Source organism: Legionella pneumophila subsp. fraseri (assembly GCF_000586315.1).
Taxonomy (GTDB): Bacteria; Pseudomonadota; Gammaproteobacteria; order Legionellales; family Legionellaceae; genus Legionella; species Legionella pneumophila_B.
The window spans coordinates 526,706-541,663 of sequence record NZ_JFIM01000001.1 but is presented as its reverse complement, the minus strand read 5'-3'; the positions used below and the strand labels follow the sequence as shown (position 1 = coordinate 541,663).

Here is a 14,958-nt window from a genome sequence, read left to right as displayed (position 1 = left end):
AATATTAGCTAAGTTGGCTCAACAACAATTTTAATGCCAATGCAATTAAAATGGCACCTGTAATACGCTCAATCCAATAGCTAATTCTTTGAAATTTCGCACGCGTATTTTTTCCAGAAAGGCTGTATGCAACAAAAGAAAACCATAATAATGTTTGCAGAAAGAGGATATTTGCCAGGAATAATTTGGTGGAGATTGAAATTTCTTTGGGCATAAGCACTGAAAACAAACTGATAAAAAAGAGCATGGCTTTGGGATTCAATAAATTCGTTATAAACCCATTGAAAAAAGCCTTGCTTGGTTTTAAATCATTATACGCTGAATAATCTCCCATTTTGTCTGCATTTGGCTGAGACCTTAAATTTTTAAGGCCGATATAAAAGAGATATCCAGCGCCTAGATATTGGATGATATGGAGTAATATAGGGGTTTTGGTAATAAGCAGGCCTAATCCAAGAAGAGTGTAACTGATATGAACCAAACTGCCTAAAGCTATTCCTAAAGCGGTTAATAATCCGCTCCTTCTGGAATAAACCAGACTGTTTTTAACTGTAATCGCAAAATCGGGCCCAGGACTGATCAATGAAATAAAAACTAAAATAATTAAGGGTAGGAGTAAAGTAAATTGATGCCATTGTTCCATAGAGACTCCGAATTTTTTGTTAAGTTTTTTCAGCTAATATCCTAACTAATTTTTATTTAAATGCACTTTTTAATTTTATATTTGGTTAATGTAACACCGCCTATATCACTTAAACTTTCTATATTTATTCCTCCACCGGTTTAGAATGAGGGTTATGCGAATTAAACGGATTTGCTCACTTTTCAATTAAAAGATTTAATAAAAATATATAAAATATGGAATTATTTTAATATTAATTTATAATTAATGCAATTATTAATGTAATTTATATAGTGAGAGAGCCAAGATGATTGATGATCCAATTGATTTGCTTAGACAATATTCAAGAAAATTGGTACGGGAATTAGGTATGTTGCAATTAAATAAGTTAGATGCAAAGGAGCAGCCTTCTTATTGGCATACTTTAATTGAAATAAATAAAGAACCAGATATTACGATTTCCAAATTAAGTCAATCGTTATTAATTTCATTACCTACTCTGTCGCGAATAGTAGCCTCTTTAATTAAAGATGAATTGATAACAGTAAACGAAGGGCTGGATAAGCGAGAGCGCTTTTTAAGAACTACTGACAAGGGTAAGGAAAAGGTAAATTATATTGATGAATATTCTAATACTAAAATTAAAAGAGCATTTCATTTTTTAACTGACGAAGAGAGGGAGCAAATAATTGCTGCAATAGGGAGATATGCTCAAGCTTTAGAGCAAAGTCGTTTAATTCGTGATCAGATTAAGATTTTACGCTTGTCGACCTCCAGAACTTTGCGTAAACAAATTGTTAATATGATTGAAAATATTCAAGTGAATGAATTTTACCTTTCGATTACTCCTGAAATCAATGCGTCAATTTTAAAAGCCGAAGAGGAGTATTGCTATGATAACAGTTGTAATTTTTGGTATGCGGTGGATGAACAAGGGAATATTATCGGTTGTATCGGCTTAAAGAAGTTAAATAATACTGAAGGGGAAGTAAAAAAATTTTTTATTGCGTCGAAATACCGAGGGTTAGGCTTGGCTCAAAAATTAATGCTGACTTTAGTTAAAAATGCGATGAAACATGGATTTAAAAAGCTGTTTCTGGGAACAGTGGCTCAGCTAAACGCAGCAAGACGTTTTTACGAAAAAAATGGGTTTGCTCTCGTTAATAAGGAATCTTTACCTAAAGAGTTTAAACTATGTCCTTTGGATACTCATTTTTATTATTGCGAAACGGATAAGCTGGATAAAAGCTTAAGAGAATTGATATGAATACACGACAAGATTTGTAATTTAATATACGAACAATTTTTAAAGGTATGATATGGAGTCAAAGTTATGCACTAATTTTTTTATATTTACAGGAGGTCCTGGCTCTGGCAAAACTGTGGTATTAAATGAATTAAATACCCGGGGCTATTTAACTGTCGCTGAAGCAGCACGCTCTATTATTCAAAAACAGCAGGCTGACGGTGGTGATGCAATACATACCAGGAATAGAAAAGCATTTCGTGACTTGATGCTCGAGCAATCGATTGCTGGTTATTGCAGGATGCAATCAGAGGAAAAAATTGTATTTTTCGACCGGGGAATCGCTGATTTGTATGGTTACACCAAAGCATTTTGTGGTGAGGCGAGTAAGGAAATAAATGATGCCGTTTTACGATTTCGCTATAATAAAACAGTCTTTATTTTTCCTCCCTGGCCTGAAATTTATGAAAATGACGTTGAACGTCAACAAGATTTTCACGAAGCATTGCAAACTTATTATGCTGTAAAAGAGGGATATGTTGATTGTGGGTATGCGTTAATAGAGGTGCCAAAACACCCTGTTAAAGATAGAGCTGATTTTATTTTTCAAACAATAAGTAAAATGAATTGGTTTTTACCTGATTGAATTATCATCAGATTATTTCCAAGTATTATCTGATAGCACTTTAATCTGATAAGGAGTAACAAATGTTTTAAATTCCATATAGCAGTTTGGAGTGTTCACAAACAATTTTTTCGTAAATTAAGAATATAATGAAAAATTTTCTATATAAAACAAAAAATCTAAGCTTACTTTTAGTTATCTGCGCCTTACCAAAGATAGCAATTGGAGATGCCTCGTCTACAGAGCTACAAAATGAACCTCCAGATATTGGTAATTTTGCTTTACCTGCATCCCAGCAGCCTGGTCCTTTTCTTTCGTTTGGCCAATCTCTGATTGATAAAAATCAGATACAATTTTACGTTTCACCGAACTATTTGCATTATAAAAATGAATACTATCTGACTATATCGCCTTCCGTCGTGTATGGTATATCTAATCAAGCCTCTTTTTTGGTTACAGAGCCAGTTGCAGCAAACTATGTTAATGAAACATCGCGTTCAAATGGCTTGGGGGATACCTACTTTCAGGGAGAATATGCTTTTTATGAAAATTCGAATTTCAAGTACGTTGATCAAATGACTTTTGTGGGAGGTTTGACAGCTCCAACCGGTTCAGCTAAGAAAGAGCCATCGACCGGCTTTGGTTCGGTCAGCTATTTTTTAGGAGGTACTTATAATCGAATGTTTGTCGATTGGTTTGGTCTTGTTTCTTCTGGATTAAATGTCATAACAAAGCATGATGGTATGAAATTAGGAAATCAATATTTGTATCAAGTCGGTTTGGGGCGAAATATTAAAAGTGAAACTGGAAAATATATTTTTTTTGGTTTAGTTGAAATGCATAGAGTCTATACTGAAAAAGATAAATTCATAGGAGAAGTTGACTTAAACTCTGGGGGGAACCTTGTAAATATTATTCCATCTTTATGGTTTTCGACTAAAAAATTATTTTTTCAGGTGGGTGTGTCTATTCCCATTTCTCAAACCCCCAATGGTGAGCAGAATAAAATTAAATATAATCCTGTTGCGGTTGCAGGAATAACATTTAATTAAATGCTCAGCTATTTTTAATGTTAAGCATTTAACAATTCAATGATAGAAGTATCAAACTCAGGGAATACTCCAATCACAACGGCAGCAAGCAGCATCATGACACCTAAATAACGAAATATAGATTTATTTAAATGTGAAATAAGGAGTCCCAGACCTACTCCAATGCTTAGTAAAACTAATGAAGAAATTAAGCAGCCTACTATAAAAAATGGTATATTAGATAAATTATGTTCGGTCACCATCGCATTTCCCTGGAAAATAGTGAAAAGGCCAATAAGTCCTACTGTCAACAATAAAGATACGCCAGGACGCCATGATAATAAGGCTGCGCAAATTATAAGAGAAGCTAAAATACCATATTGTAGTAGTGGGATTGCGATGCCAGAAACGTTTAATATACCACCTAACACCATAGCTACAGCAAAAACCAAAGGAACGCTCCATAAGGCGCGACCTCCTATTTGTGCGGCGATGAGTCCTACTGCCAAGGAGAACAGCATGTGATCTATCCCATGTATAGGCATGCTCAAACCTTGCAAAAAGGGATCATTTCTCATAAATTCAGCATGATGCGCAAATACAATAGACGGCATTAGAACAGTTGTTACTGCAACAAAAATTGTACGCAAGCACATTTTAAACATGAGCTTTCTCCCTTTAAGTGCCTGGTATTGAATCAACTGTCCAGTCAATTCTTGGAATGGCAACTCCTATCATTGTATCTCTGGTTACAATGGTTGCAAGTTTTTCTTCACTCCAATCTTCTGTCCCTTCAGGGCGCATAGGTAAAATCATAAACCGTGTGCGTTGATTGGAGTCGTGAACTCGCACTTCCACATCAGGAGGGATAATAGTTCCAAATTCAGCTAATACTTGGCGTGGCCACCTTACTAAACGACGTCTGTAATTAGGCCTTTCATACCAGGCTGGAGCTATGCCTAATAAAGGTCTTGGGTAGCATGAGCATAAAGTACATACCATAGTATTGTGTAGTTTGGGTGTATTTTCACAAACAATCAAATGCGTATAATCGCTGGGAGTACCTTCGCCTGTTGGTTTTAGCCAATCGATTCCAAGTTCTTTACAAGCTGCTACCCCATCAGCGAGCAAACGCTTCTTGAATTCAGGATCTACCCAGGCACGAGCGACAACTCGTGAACCGGAATAATATCCAAGGTTATCATACCATTCAGTAAAGCGACGGTGATCTTCCCGTGAAAATAAACCTTTTTCAATTGCGAGTTCACGAATAGCAGTTTCAAGAATAGTAAATTCTATCGCTTCATCATGTTCTTCTATAGGTTCGTGTAAATGATCCTCCTTCATTACTTTTTCTCCTTTTTCTCATTCTCTTTTGCTGGTTCAAGCCAGCGCTCTGAGAATTCTGTCTCTAAAGTATCAATTGGGCTGCCGCCATAATCCTCCCATAATTCGTTTAACTTAAAACGAACCAGGTAGAATCGCTCACGACGTCCTTCATATCGCCCCCATGCTTCATCTTCCGGAATAACCCATTCTGGTCGTAAAAGAACAATCTCTCCTGTATGTCCTCGTGTGTAACCTTGGGTTCTAGTATGAAATAAAGAAGGCAAATTATTGACCGTTACACGATCGCCTATTTTGTATTTATCCATCTAGATCTCCTCTCGCTTTCTAACTTCCGCCATTTTGTTCATTAATTCATCAGGAGTGATGTATCCTTTATCAAGCAACATTTTAGCCATTGCGAGTAACCATCTTGCATAGTAAGGTGTGCCAAAATAAATGGTTTCACCCAAATCGTTTTCTCGTCTTCGCCGCTCTTCTGCAACCCAATGACCGCGCCAAGCCAAGCATTCCGCTGTGCAATGAGTATTCTTTTCCCATAGAGTAGGCTTATGTGTTGATTTATCGAGAGGACCGTCTGGTTGGCCGCCAATGTCATGGACTACGTGTAATACAGCTTCCGCATGTTTTTGCGTAATAGTAAGCGGTATATTCAGTTCATTATATCTAACTGGTGTATGAGATCTGATTATGTCTAATAGAGCTGAGTAATCATTTGCGGAGTTCTTGGTCATGATTGTTCCTAAAGATGCATTGATTTGTATATACACAAAAAGTATCCATATCTATAAATATAGATTAATTGAATGAATTTTTCCGAATTAGATAACAAGACCCTTGGGGGTATTTACCTATAAGGCACTGGAATTAAGGGGCTGAGCAATCTCTTCACAAGTCAGTTTCTATTTACATTGAGTGATTACAATTGATTGTTGTATGGATAATATTTTCTGAATTTTCTCACGTTATTGTCATTTACTTTCAATCAATACAGCAATATCCTTGTTTACATTATTTTTAAAGCACAAATGGAACTTTAATGGCAGCAGGTTTTATAGGTCTTCTCAAACAAAGAAAATTTTTTCCCCTTTTCCTGACCCAATTTTTTGGTGCTTTTAACGATAATGCTTATAAGTTGGCGATGTTGACTATGATTAGCTATCATTTAAGCCATACACAAGAGCAGTCGGAATATTATCAGGCTATTGCAGGCGCTTTATTCATAATGCCCTTCTTTATCTTTTCCGCTACCTCTGGACAATTGGCAGATAAATATGACAAGGCTCTGTTGACCCGTCTGGTTAAGGTGCTCGAAGTATTATTAATGATTATTGGAGGTATTGGGTTATACAGTGGAAGTATTTTCTTGATGATGTGTACTTTGACCGGTATGGGGGCACATTCTGCCTTCTTTGGACCTATCAAATATGCAATTTTACCAGACCACTTACCCAGGAAAAATTTATTGGCTGCTACGGGGTTGATAGAGGCCAGTACTTTTATGGCTATTTTATTAGGCACTACATTGGGTACTTTAACTGTTGGAGGGAAGGGGGCTACTCCTTATATCGCGATTATTATGACCTTAAGTGCCGCTTTTTCTGGCTTGGTTTCCAGTTTATTTATACCTCCAGCCCCATCAGCACTTCCTGAGTTAAAAGTGGATTTTAATTTATGGCGCTCTACAGTGAAGATGCTAAAGGAAGCGAAAAAAGAATATGGAATTTTTCTATCCATATTAACGATTTCCTGGTTTTGGTTGATTGGCGCTGTCATGCTAACCAAATTGCCTGATTATACCCATTACGTTTTGGGAGCCAGTGCTCATGTTTTTGCTCTATTTCTTGCCTTATTTTCAATAGGTATTGCTCTGGGGTCGATTACAATAAATTGGTTATTGAAGGGACAAGTTAATCTTTCTGCAGTCCCAATGGCCATGCTCGCTTTTACTCTTTTTGCTTTTGATTTGTATTGGTCATCTCCTGCGGATCATGATTTAAAGACCCCATTATTCAACTTACTTAATTTTTTTACTTCTTTTACTCATTGGCGAATTGCTTTTGATTTATTTATGTTAGCATTTTGTGCGGGATTATTTGTAGTTCCCTTGTATACTTATTTACAAATTATAAGTGCGGTTGAGAACAGGGCTAGAACGATTGCGGCGAACAATATTTACAATGCCTTGTTTATGGTGATGGGAACTTTGTTAGTAATGCTGTTGTTGTTTTTTAATTTTTCAATCCCCCAGGTTTTTTTGGTACTTTGTCTTTTAAATTTGGTTGCCGCTTTGTTCTTGTTTCTTGGGTTAAGAACCTTGAGAAGAAGCTCAGAGGAGATGGCTTAATAATAGATCTCTTACATATTATTGCTATGCTGTAAACTTTTCATTGCGCTTATCCTGCCAAACAGAGGGGATAAGCATACCCTATATTCCTAAGTTTGGCGTTTTATTCCTGTTTCAACCAATTTTTTGCAGGTAAAAAATCCGTATATAATTTTTCTTCATCACTGCCTTTCTCAGGATGCCAATTGTATTCCCAATGGACAATGGGAGGTAGAGACATCAATATAGACTCTGTCCTTCCGCCGGATTGCAGGCCAAATAAAGTGCCGCGATCATAGACTAAATTGAACTCTGCATAACGGCCTCTTCGGTAATTCTGAAACGCTTTTTCTCTATTACCAAAAGGGATATCTTTACGACGAGTCACTATGGGTTCATAGGCAAGAATAAAATGATCACCTATGCTACGCATGAGATCAAAGCTGTGATCAAAGCTGATTTCATTATAATCATCAAAAAATAAGCCGCCAATACCACGTGCTTCATTCCTATGTTTAATAAAAAAATAATCATCACACCAACGCTTGAATTTTGGGTAAATAGTTTCTCCAAAGGGTAAACAGGCATTTAATGCCGTTTGATGCCAATGCTCACAGTCTTCAACAAACCCGTAATAAGGTGTTAAATCAAATCCTCCACCAAACCACCATACTGGTTCGGAATTCTCTTTTTCAGCAACAAAAAATCGAACATTGGCATGTGTTGTTGGCACATAGGGGTTCTCTGGATGAATGACCAGAGATACCCCTAATGCGCTGAAATGCCTTCCTGCCAATTCCGGTCTTTGTGCGCTGGCTGATGCAGGTAATTGCTCACCTGACACATGTGAAAAATTGACTCCAGCTTTTTCAAATACATTCCCATTAGCCATGACTCTGGTTTTTCCTCCACCTCCAGCAACTCGCTGCCATGAATCCTCATGAAATCTGGTTTTGCCATCCAGTGACTCCAGTGAGACACAAATTGTATTTTGGAGTTGAAGCAGATAAGATTTAATTTGTTCAATCGCATGAGAAGGAAGTGTCTTCGAGATCGACATGATGAGACTCCACATAGGTAATTACCACTTGGAGCCCTCATTTTCTCATTTTTTAGATATTGGCACAATGTTTGCTTTGTTTAAATAGGGTTTTTTATCATTTTTTATGTTTCTGCGAAGTTTGGAAACAAGTATGAAGCCATACATGGCTTTGGAAAATTGGCATAATGTCAAATGATGATTAGGACTTAAATAACAATAAGACAGGAGTAAATATGGCCATTAATCTTGATTCTTATTTTGGGATTCATGCCAAGGCTTTGATTGCAAGAGATCAGAGGGCATCCGTTCTTGCTAATAACATAGCCAATGTTAATACACCGAATTTTAAAGCCAGGGATGTTGATTTTAATGAAGTACTGACTGCGACTATGGCCGGTAACAGCCAGCAGTTAAGGGTAACTTCGGACCATCATATTAATACCAATGCCGATTTTATGACTCATTTGAAATACCGAATGACACATCATGACTCTTTGGATGGTAATACTGTTGATAAAGATATGGAAACTACCGAGTTTGCTCGAAATGCATTGAACTATCAGGCCAGCTTGAGTTTCTTAAATGGCAAAATCAAGTCCATGCTGACTGCATTGAAAGGGGAATAATCATGTCATTAAATGCAATTTTTGACATTGCAGCTTCTGCAATGACCGCAGAAACAGTGCGTTTGACTGCTAGTGCTGGCAATATGGGCAATGCGAATGTTGAAGCAAGCAGTCCAGAGGAAGTCTATCAAGCCAAATATCCTGTTTTCAAGTCAGTTCAGGAGGGTGAAAATCAATGGATGGGGGAGCAAATTAAGGCTGGCGTGAAACTGGATGGGATTTATGAGAGTGAAGCAGAACCGCACAGAAGATACGATCCAAATAATCCTATAGCCGATAAGGACGGGTTTGTCTATACATCAAATATCAATTATGTTGAGGAAATGGCAAATATTATTTCCGCTTCTCGTTCTTATCAAATGAATATTGAATTACTCAATACAACCAAACAACTTATGCAAAGGACGCTGCAATTAGGCGAATAAGGGGAAGGGAATGACTACCAATTCAGTAAATGGTTCCAATTCAGCAGGTGGTTTAGGTTTGAATCAAATTGATTCAGGAAAAAAACAAAATTTGGGGCAACAGGATTTTTTGCGTTTGATGGTGGCTCAAGTTCAAAATCAAGATCCTCTACAACCACAGGCAAACGGGGAATTTCTATCTCAACTGGCTCAATTTAGCACCAATGATGGAATCACAAAAATGCAAGAATCACTACAACAGCTGGCTTCTTCTCTACAATCTAATCAAGCGCTTCAAGCATCCGCTTTGGTTGGCCGTAAGGTGTTAGTAAACAGCAATACGCTGAGCCTGGGTCCAGAAGGAGATTTAAAGGCTGCCATTGATATGGCACCTGGTGTATCCAATCTTCGTGCTGCAATCTACACGGAATCTGGCGAGTTGATAAAAACGATTCCTTTGGGGCAACCAGAACCGGGGTTTTTCCAATTTAGTTGGGATGGTACTGACCAAAGTAACCAACGCGTGGCTGCAGGGAAATATACAATAAAGGTCAGCGGTACTTATGGCGGGCAAGAAGTGGCATTGAAAACTATGACGTCAGCTAATGTCGATAGTGTCAGCCTTGGTCAATATGGTGAGGATCTGAAGCTTAATTTAGCAGGCGTAGGATCAGTCTATTTAAATGAGGTAAGGCAAATATCAGTATAAATCAAGATTTCAGTCAGCGTGGTCTTATTGTAGCGATGACTTAAGTCATAAGTGCATTGCTTATAAAGCAGTCAAGAGCAAATGCTAAAAAATTATAAAGCAGGAGGCTATTATGGTTTTTAATACAGCATTAAGTGGAATCCAGGCATCAACCAAAGATTTGGAAGTAATAGGTAATAACATAGCGAACTCTGCCACAATAGGATTTAAAGGCTCAAGAGCTGAGTTTGCAGACATTTATTCATCCAGCGCTTATGGCTCTGGCGGCAACGCAGTAGGTGGAGGTGTTAAACTGTCGCGTGTACACCAATCATTTGCTACAGGAACATTGAGTACCTCAAACAATACTCTTGATCTGGCTGTGAATGGTTCAGGTTTTTTTATATTAAGTGATCAAGGAGCCAGGATTTATACTCGAGCCGGGCAATTTAAGTTGAATAATGAAAACTATATCGTCAATGCAAATAATCAACGTTTGACTGGTTTACTAACTGATTCTAACGGCGCCATTACAGGGGCATCGGGTGATTTAAGAATAAACACCGCGAATATTACTCCCAGAGCCAGTTCAAATGTCTCTGTAGGTGTTAATATGAACTCTCAAAGCAAAGCGCCGAATGTGGATTGGGTCGGAGGAGGTAGTCCGGCAACCGATACTTATAACAATGTCACCTCGTCAACTATCTATGACAGTTTAGGAAATTCACATGTATTGAGTATGTATTTTATTCATGCTGATTCTACAGCTTTAGCTGGTACACCTAATGCCGCATCACCTGCTGGAACAGAAAATCAATGGTATGTAGCATTCCAGATAGACAATCAAAACGTTCCTCCTAATGTGGGGGCTCAAAATACAAATAATTTATTCCGAGCTAATTTTAACTCTGATGGCTCGTTTGCGGGAGTATTCGATACCTCAAATGCCGCGTTACCCAATAATTTAATTCCTTTGTCATTCAACTTAAACAATGGTTCCAGTCCTTTAAATCTAAATATTGATTTATCGGATAGTACCCAATTTGGCAGCCCCTTTGCGGTTCAATCGACTTATAATAATGGCTATACAACAGGAAGTCTTGCTGGACTGGATATTGATGACTCAGGAATGATCTATGGCCGTTATACTAATGGTCAATCTTTGGCAATGGGCCAGATTCAGCTGGCCAATTTTGCAGATCCGGAAAGTTTACAAAATATAGGCAATACCAGCTGGGCTGAAACTACTTCTTCAGGACAGCCATTGGTTAGTGCTCCTGGGAGTGGTGGTTTGGGATTAATTAATTCAGGAAGACTTGAAGAATCCAATGTGGATTTGACTGGTGAATTGGTCAAGTTAATTAGCGCCCAGCGCAATTTTCAGGCGAATGCGCAAACCATTCGTACTGGCGATGCGATTACTCAAACGATCATCAATATTCGCTAGGAGGTAAGTCATGGAACCGATCCTGTATAATGCCATTTCTGGTGGGCGTTCAGATTTTAAAAGGCAGGAAATAATTGCCAATAATTTGGCGAATATTAATACCCCTGGATTTAAGGCCGATTTATATCAAGCACAAACCATGTACATGAATAATGCGAATGGAAATAACCAATTCAGTGTGCATTCATTTATCACTCAAAATGCTAATGGAGTCGACACTTCTCCTGGAGAGATTATTACGACAGGCAGAGATTTGGATGTAGCTATTGATGGAGATGGGTGGATGGCTGTTCAGGATAGCCAAGGTCGTGAAGCTTATACCAGAGGAGGCAGTTTGCGTTTGAATCCTAATGGGCAGTTAATTACTGCCTCGGGTAAGGTGGTGTTAGGCGATGGAGGACCAATTTCTATCCCGCCTGCTCAATCCATAGAGATAGGTTCGGATGGAACCATATCGATTGTGCCTTTAGAAGGTGATGCCAAATCCCTGGCGATATTAGACAGGATTAAATTGGTTACTCTGGATAGAAATAATATCTATAAAAATGATGAGGGTTTGATCCAGCTGAAATCAGGTGCTGCTATTGCTAATAGTAACATTAAATTGCAAAGTGGTGCCTTGGAGGGAAGTAACGTCAAAGCAATTGATCAAATGGTAGCTATGATCAGTGCTGGTCGGGAATTTGATGCCCATATGAAACTATTATCAACAGTTGATGATAATGGACAAAAATTGGCACAACTATTGCAAGAATAAACGTAATTAATTTAGTTATTGTTTCAGTCACTGTAAGCCGCTTTTCAGTTGTTAGGAGTCATAGATGATTGTAAAGCGGAAGATGTTTTTTATGCATTTGCAAATCTGAAATGATAATTAGGGCCGAAATAATAATTAGAAGAATAATAGCAGGAGGCCGTTATGGAACCAGCATTATGGGTCAGTAAATCAGGTTTGGAAGCCCAGGATAAGAATATTGCTACTATTGCCAATAATCTTGCTAACGTCAACACAACTGCTTTTAAAAAGGGGAGAGCTTTATTCGAGGATTTAATTTATCAAAATCTTCGTCAGGCTGGCGCTCAATCTTCACAAAATTCGCAAATTCCCACCGGTATAAACATGGGAACAGGAGTGCATCTGGTTGCTACAGAAAAAATCTTTAGCCAAGGCAGTCTTCAGAATACGCAAAATGCTTTGGATGTCGCAATCGAAGGCCGTGGTTTTTTTACTGTGTTAATGCCAGATGGCACACAAGCCTATACACGTGATGGAAGTTTTAAAACTGATAGTACCGGCCAGATCGTTAATAGTAATGGGTATCCTCTTCAGCCCAACATTACGATACCACCACAAACGACAAAAATTACTATTGGAACAGACGGCACAGTTAGTGCTTTAGTCGCGGGAAATAATGCGCCATCTGTTATAGGAAATATCCAATTAACCGATTTTATAAACCCTGCTGGATTGCAACCGATTGGACAGAATTTGTATACGGAAACCGTAGCAAGTGGTACACCAATTACAGATAATCCTGGTAATTCTGGATTGGGTACTTTATTGCAAGGTTCATTAGAAGCTTCTAATGTGAATGTGGTTGAAGAATTGGTTAATATGATTCAGGCTCAAAGAAGCTATGAAATAACAGCAAAAAGCATTCAGACCGTTGACAGTATGTTGCAATATTTAACCCAAACTCTGTAAGTGAGATAGGTTATGAATCGATTTAATATAGCTACCACTTGCTTGGCTACAGTCTTGTTGTTTGGGTGTGAAGCCTTACATCCACCTGCACCAGGCGATAATCCTGATTATGCTCCAACCTATCCTGTAACACCGGATCCCAAGGAGTTAAGAAAGGTAAGTGGTGCTATTTATAGTAGTGAAACGGCTCTCCCTTTATTTGAAACGCCGAGGGCAAGGCATCCAGGTGATATATTAACAGTATATTTGATAGAAAAAACGGATGCCCAGAAAAATGCGACTACCACTCAGAGAAAAAATGATACGGAAAAAATCACAAATAAACTCTTTTTAGGTAGGCCAATTTCTTTGGGAAGTGGTTACAGCATGGATTTTGATTTGGATAATCAAAGACAGTTTAACGGGGAAGGCAGATCAATACAAAACAATAAATTAGCCGGCAGTATTTCAGTAACGGTAGCTAAAGTGTTGGCGAATGGCAATATGGTTGTTCAAGGCGAGAAGTGGGTCAGAATTAATCAGGGCAATGAATTCGTTCGTCTTTCAGGGATAGTTCGTCCCCAGGATATAAAAGCAGATAATACCATTACCTCTGATAGAATTGCCAATGCAAGAATTTCTTATGGTGGAACTGGCCAAATTAATAATACGAACGCTCAAGGATGGTTATCAAGAATCTTATGGGGGCCTTTATTCCCGACGTAATTGATAATTATCGAGATTACAACTGACAAGGAATTAAGATGCGGCGAGTGCTGGTTATTGGGTGGTTATTGGCATTTCATTTAATTGCAACTCAAGTTTTTGCTGAACGAATCAAAGATATTGCTACTTTAGCTGGTGTTCGTGTTAACCAATTGGTTGGTTATGGGTTAGTAGTTGGCTTAAGTGGTACTGGGGATAAAACCGGCACTAAATTTACTGAAGACAGCTTTGCTAACATGCTGACTCAATTAGGAATTAACGTTCCTCCGGGAGTTAGACTCAATTCCAAAAATATTGCAGCAGTGATGGTCACTGCCAATTTGTCCAGTTTTATGAAAAAAGGACAGACAATGGATGTCAACATTTCATCCATAGGTGATTCTAAAAGTTTGTTAGGTGGAACTTTATTACTTACCCCTTTGAAAGGTGCGGATGGTCGTGTCTATGCCATGTCGCAAGGAAACGTTGTAGTATCTGGCATCAGTGCTTCCGGGAGCGATGGTTCAAGCGTCACTGTTAACGTACCCAGCGGGGGCAGGATTCCCAATGGCGCTACGATTGAAGCGGATATTCCTAATCCATTTTATTACTCAAACTCACTGACTTACAACCTGCATACCCCGGATTTCACTACTGCAAAACGAATGAGCGATGCTATCAATGAGTTAATGGGACCAGGCACAGCAAAAGCTATCGATGCTGGATCTGTTGTAGTAACAGCTCCTAAAAAATTATCCCAACGTGTAGATTATGTTTCAGTACTTGAGAATATTGAATTTAAACCAGGTGAAGCCATGGCAAAAATTATTATCAATGCCAGGACTGGAACAGTGGTTATTTCAAGCAATGTGATTGTTAAATCTGCTGCCGTTTCCCATGGTAATTTGGTCGTTAGCATTACAGAGACTCCAGTTATCAGTCAACCTAATGCCTTTGCTTCAGGGCGCACTGTGGCTACGCAACAATCGCAAGTCAATATTCAGCAAAAAAATAACCGAGCCTTTATCCTGCCCAAGGGTACCACTTTGAAAGATATAGTAAGAGGAATCAATGCTGTTGGTGCAACACCTGCTGATGTGATCTCCATACTGGAAGCGTTACAACAGGCAGGCGCGTTGAGTGCTACATTAATAGTCATATAAAG

18 protein-coding genes are annotated in these 14,958 nt (G+C 38.4%); 12 read left to right on the top strand and 6 right to left on the bottom strand.

The features are described 5' to 3' along the window. Nucleotides 1-4: 4 nt before the first annotated feature. Nucleotides 5-643 carry a LysE family translocator gene (locus CC34_RS0102435; RefSeq protein ID WP_028379086.1) on the bottom strand — a complete coding sequence of 213 codons (639 nt, stop codon included), beginning with the start codon at nt 641-643 and terminating at the stop codon, nt 5-7. 286 nt (nt 644-929) lie between these two features. Here CC34_RS0102435 and CC34_RS0102430 point away from each other — a divergent pair, with 286 nt between their 5' ends. From CC34_RS0102430 to CC34_RS0102420, 3 genes are all read left to right on the top strand, one after another. Next, the gene (locus tag CC34_RS0102430) at nt 930-1,889 is read left to right on the top strand and encodes a bifunctional helix-turn-helix transcriptional regulator/GNAT family N-acetyltransferase (protein ID WP_028379085.1); all 960 of its coding nucleotides are present in this window, start codon (nt 930-932) and stop codon (nt 1,887-1,889) included. Nucleotides 1,890-1,941: 52 nt separating this feature from the next. Continuing rightward, the gene (locus CC34_RS0102425) at nt 1,942-2,514 is read left to right on the top strand and encodes an AAA family ATPase (protein ID WP_028378297.1); all 573 of its coding nucleotides are present in this window, start codon (nt 1,942-1,944) and stop codon (nt 2,512-2,514) included. 128 nt (nt 2,515-2,642) lie between these two features. Beyond that, nucleotides 2,643-3,545 carry a hypothetical protein gene (locus CC34_RS0102420; RefSeq protein ID WP_032831954.1) on the top strand — a complete coding sequence of 301 codons (903 nt, stop codon included), beginning with the start codon at nt 2,643-2,645 and terminating at the stop codon, nt 3,543-3,545. Between the two features lie 20 nt (nt 3,546-3,565). Here CC34_RS0102420 and CC34_RS0102415 read toward each other — a convergent pair whose 3' ends face one another. The 4 genes from CC34_RS0102415 to CC34_RS1000000117750 are packed head-to-tail and all read right to left on the bottom strand — an operon-like array spanning nt 3,566 to nt 5,605. Continuing rightward, nucleotides 3,566-4,189, bottom strand: a complete 624-nt coding sequence (locus CC34_RS0102415; protein WP_028378299.1) for a HupE/UreJ family protein — start codon at nt 4,187-4,189, stop codon at nt 3,566-3,568. A 13-nt stretch (nt 4,190-4,202) separates the two neighbouring features. Further along, entirely contained in the window at nt 4,203-4,871 is a 669-nt protein-coding gene (scnC, locus tag CC34_RS0102410; RefSeq protein ID WP_028378300.1) for a thiocyanate hydrolase subunit gamma, read from the bottom strand. Then, the gene (locus CC34_RS1000000117755; protein ID WP_028378301.1) at nt 4,871-5,179 is read right to left on the bottom strand and encodes an SH3-like domain-containing protein; all 309 of its coding nucleotides are present in this window, start codon (nt 5,177-5,179) and stop codon (nt 4,871-4,873) included. Before CC34_RS1000000117755 ends, scnC begins: the two co-directional genes overlap by 1 nt. Next, nucleotides 5,180-5,605 carry an SH3-like domain-containing protein gene (locus tag CC34_RS1000000117750; protein WP_028378302.1) on the bottom strand — a complete coding sequence of 142 codons (426 nt, stop codon included), beginning with the start codon at nt 5,603-5,605 and terminating at the stop codon, nt 5,180-5,182. A 305-nt stretch (nt 5,606-5,910) separates the two neighbouring features. Here CC34_RS1000000117750 and CC34_RS0102395 point away from each other — a divergent pair, with 305 nt between their 5' ends. Beyond that, nucleotides 5,911-7,218, top strand: coding sequence for an MFS transporter (locus CC34_RS0102395; protein ID WP_028378303.1), 1,308 nt, complete (start codon nt 5,911-5,913; stop codon nt 7,216-7,218). A 103-nt stretch (nt 7,219-7,321) separates the two neighbouring features. Here the strand turns inward: CC34_RS0102395 and hemF are convergent, their stop codons facing one another. Next, entirely contained in the window at nt 7,322-8,257 is a 936-nt protein-coding gene (hemF, locus tag CC34_RS0102390) for an oxygen-dependent coproporphyrinogen oxidase (protein ID WP_028378304.1), read from the bottom strand. Between the two features lie 215 nt (nt 8,258-8,472). Here hemF and flgB point away from each other — a divergent pair, with 215 nt between their 5' ends. The 8 genes from flgB (at nt 8,473) to CC34_RS0102350 (ending at nt 14,956) form a co-directional block, all read left to right on the top strand. Next, nucleotides 8,473-8,865 (top strand): flagellar basal body rod protein FlgB, encoded by a 393-nt coding sequence (gene flgB / locus CC34_RS0102385; RefSeq protein WP_028378305.1) that lies wholly within the window; start codon nt 8,473-8,475, stop codon nt 8,863-8,865. Nucleotides 8,866-8,867: 2 nt separating this feature from the next. Further along, a complete protein-coding gene (gene flgC, locus CC34_RS0102380) occupies nt 8,868-9,290 on the top strand; it encodes a flagellar basal body rod protein FlgC (RefSeq protein WP_028379083.1) in 423 nt (140 codons plus the stop codon). A gap of 10 nt (nt 9,291-9,300) precedes the next feature. Continuing rightward, a complete protein-coding gene (gene flgD / locus CC34_RS0102375; protein ID WP_028378307.1) occupies nt 9,301-9,978 on the top strand; it encodes a flagellar hook assembly protein FlgD in 678 nt (225 codons plus the stop codon). 112 nt (nt 9,979-10,090) lie between these two features. Continuing rightward, the gene (gene flgE / locus CC34_RS0102370) at nt 10,091-11,404 is read left to right on the top strand and encodes a flagellar hook protein FlgE (protein WP_028378308.1); all 1,314 of its coding nucleotides are present in this window, start codon (nt 10,091-10,093) and stop codon (nt 11,402-11,404) included. 10 nt (nt 11,405-11,414) lie between these two features. Next, complete coding sequence (gene flgF, locus CC34_RS0102365) at nt 11,415-12,161, top strand: flagellar basal-body rod protein FlgF (protein WP_028378309.1); 747 nt, start codon at nt 11,415-11,417, stop codon at nt 12,159-12,161. A gap of 162 nt (nt 12,162-12,323) precedes the next feature. Then, nucleotides 12,324-13,109 carry a flagellar basal-body rod protein FlgG gene (gene flgG, locus CC34_RS0102360; RefSeq protein ID WP_011213579.1) on the top strand — a complete coding sequence of 262 codons (786 nt, stop codon included), beginning with the start codon at nt 12,324-12,326 and terminating at the stop codon, nt 13,107-13,109. Between the two features lie 12 nt (nt 13,110-13,121). Then, entirely contained in the window at nt 13,122-13,814 is a 693-nt protein-coding gene (locus tag CC34_RS0102355; RefSeq protein WP_027226779.1) for a flagellar basal body L-ring protein FlgH, read from the top strand. A gap of 38 nt (nt 13,815-13,852) precedes the next feature. Next, entirely contained in the window at nt 13,853-14,956 is a 1,104-nt protein-coding gene (locus tag CC34_RS0102350; protein ID WP_032830128.1) for a flagellar basal body P-ring protein FlgI, read from the top strand. Nucleotides 14,957-14,958 lie beyond the last annotated feature (2 nt).

Bases quoted from the DNA above. Each gene is read 5' to 3' on its own strand.
- CC34_RS0102435 (WP_028379086.1), bottom strand. From the start codon at position 643: ATGGAACAATGGCATCAATTTACTTTACTCCTACCCTTAATTATTTTA.
- CC34_RS0102430 (WP_028379085.1), top strand. From the start codon at position 930: ATGATTGATGATCCAATTGATTTGCTTAGACAATATTCAAGAAAATTG.
- CC34_RS0102425 (WP_028378297.1), top strand. From the start codon at position 1,942: ATGGAGTCAAAGTTATGCACTAATTTTTTTATATTTACAGGAGGTCCT.
- CC34_RS0102420 (WP_032831954.1), top strand. From the start codon at position 2,643: ATGAAAAATTTTCTATATAAAACAAAAAATCTAAGCTTACTTTTAGTT.
- CC34_RS0102415 (WP_028378299.1), bottom strand. From the start codon at position 4,189: ATGTTTAAAATGTGCTTGCGTACAATTTTTGTTGCAGTAACAACTGTT.
- scnC (WP_028378300.1), bottom strand. From the start codon at position 4,871: ATGAAGGAGGATCATTTACACGAACCTATAGAAGAACATGATGAAGCG.
- CC34_RS1000000117755 (WP_028378301.1), bottom strand. From the start codon at position 5,179: ATGGATAAATACAAAATAGGCGATCGTGTAACGGTCAATAATTTGCCT.
- CC34_RS1000000117750 (WP_028378302.1), bottom strand. From the start codon at position 5,605: ATGACCAAGAACTCCGCAAATGATTACTCAGCTCTATTAGACATAATC.
- CC34_RS0102395 (WP_028378303.1), top strand. From the start codon at position 5,911: ATGGCAGCAGGTTTTATAGGTCTTCTCAAACAAAGAAAATTTTTTCCC.
- hemF (WP_028378304.1), bottom strand. From the start codon at position 8,257: ATGTCGATCTCGAAGACACTTCCTTCTCATGCGATTGAACAAATTAAA.
- flgB (WP_028378305.1), top strand. From the start codon at position 8,473: ATGGCCATTAATCTTGATTCTTATTTTGGGATTCATGCCAAGGCTTTG.
- flgC (WP_028379083.1), top strand. From the start codon at position 8,868: ATGTCATTAAATGCAATTTTTGACATTGCAGCTTCTGCAATGACCGCA.
- flgD (WP_028378307.1), top strand. From the start codon at position 9,301: ATGACTACCAATTCAGTAAATGGTTCCAATTCAGCAGGTGGTTTAGGT.
- flgE (WP_028378308.1), top strand. From the start codon at position 10,091: ATGGTTTTTAATACAGCATTAAGTGGAATCCAGGCATCAACCAAAGAT.
- flgF (WP_028378309.1), top strand. From the start codon at position 11,415: ATGGAACCGATCCTGTATAATGCCATTTCTGGTGGGCGTTCAGATTTT.
- flgG (WP_011213579.1), top strand. From the start codon at position 12,324: ATGGAACCAGCATTATGGGTCAGTAAATCAGGTTTGGAAGCCCAGGAT.
- CC34_RS0102355 (WP_027226779.1), top strand. From the start codon at position 13,122: ATGAATCGATTTAATATAGCTACCACTTGCTTGGCTACAGTCTTGTTG.
- CC34_RS0102350 (WP_032830128.1), top strand. From the start codon at position 13,853: ATGCGGCGAGTGCTGGTTATTGGGTGGTTATTGGCATTTCATTTAATT.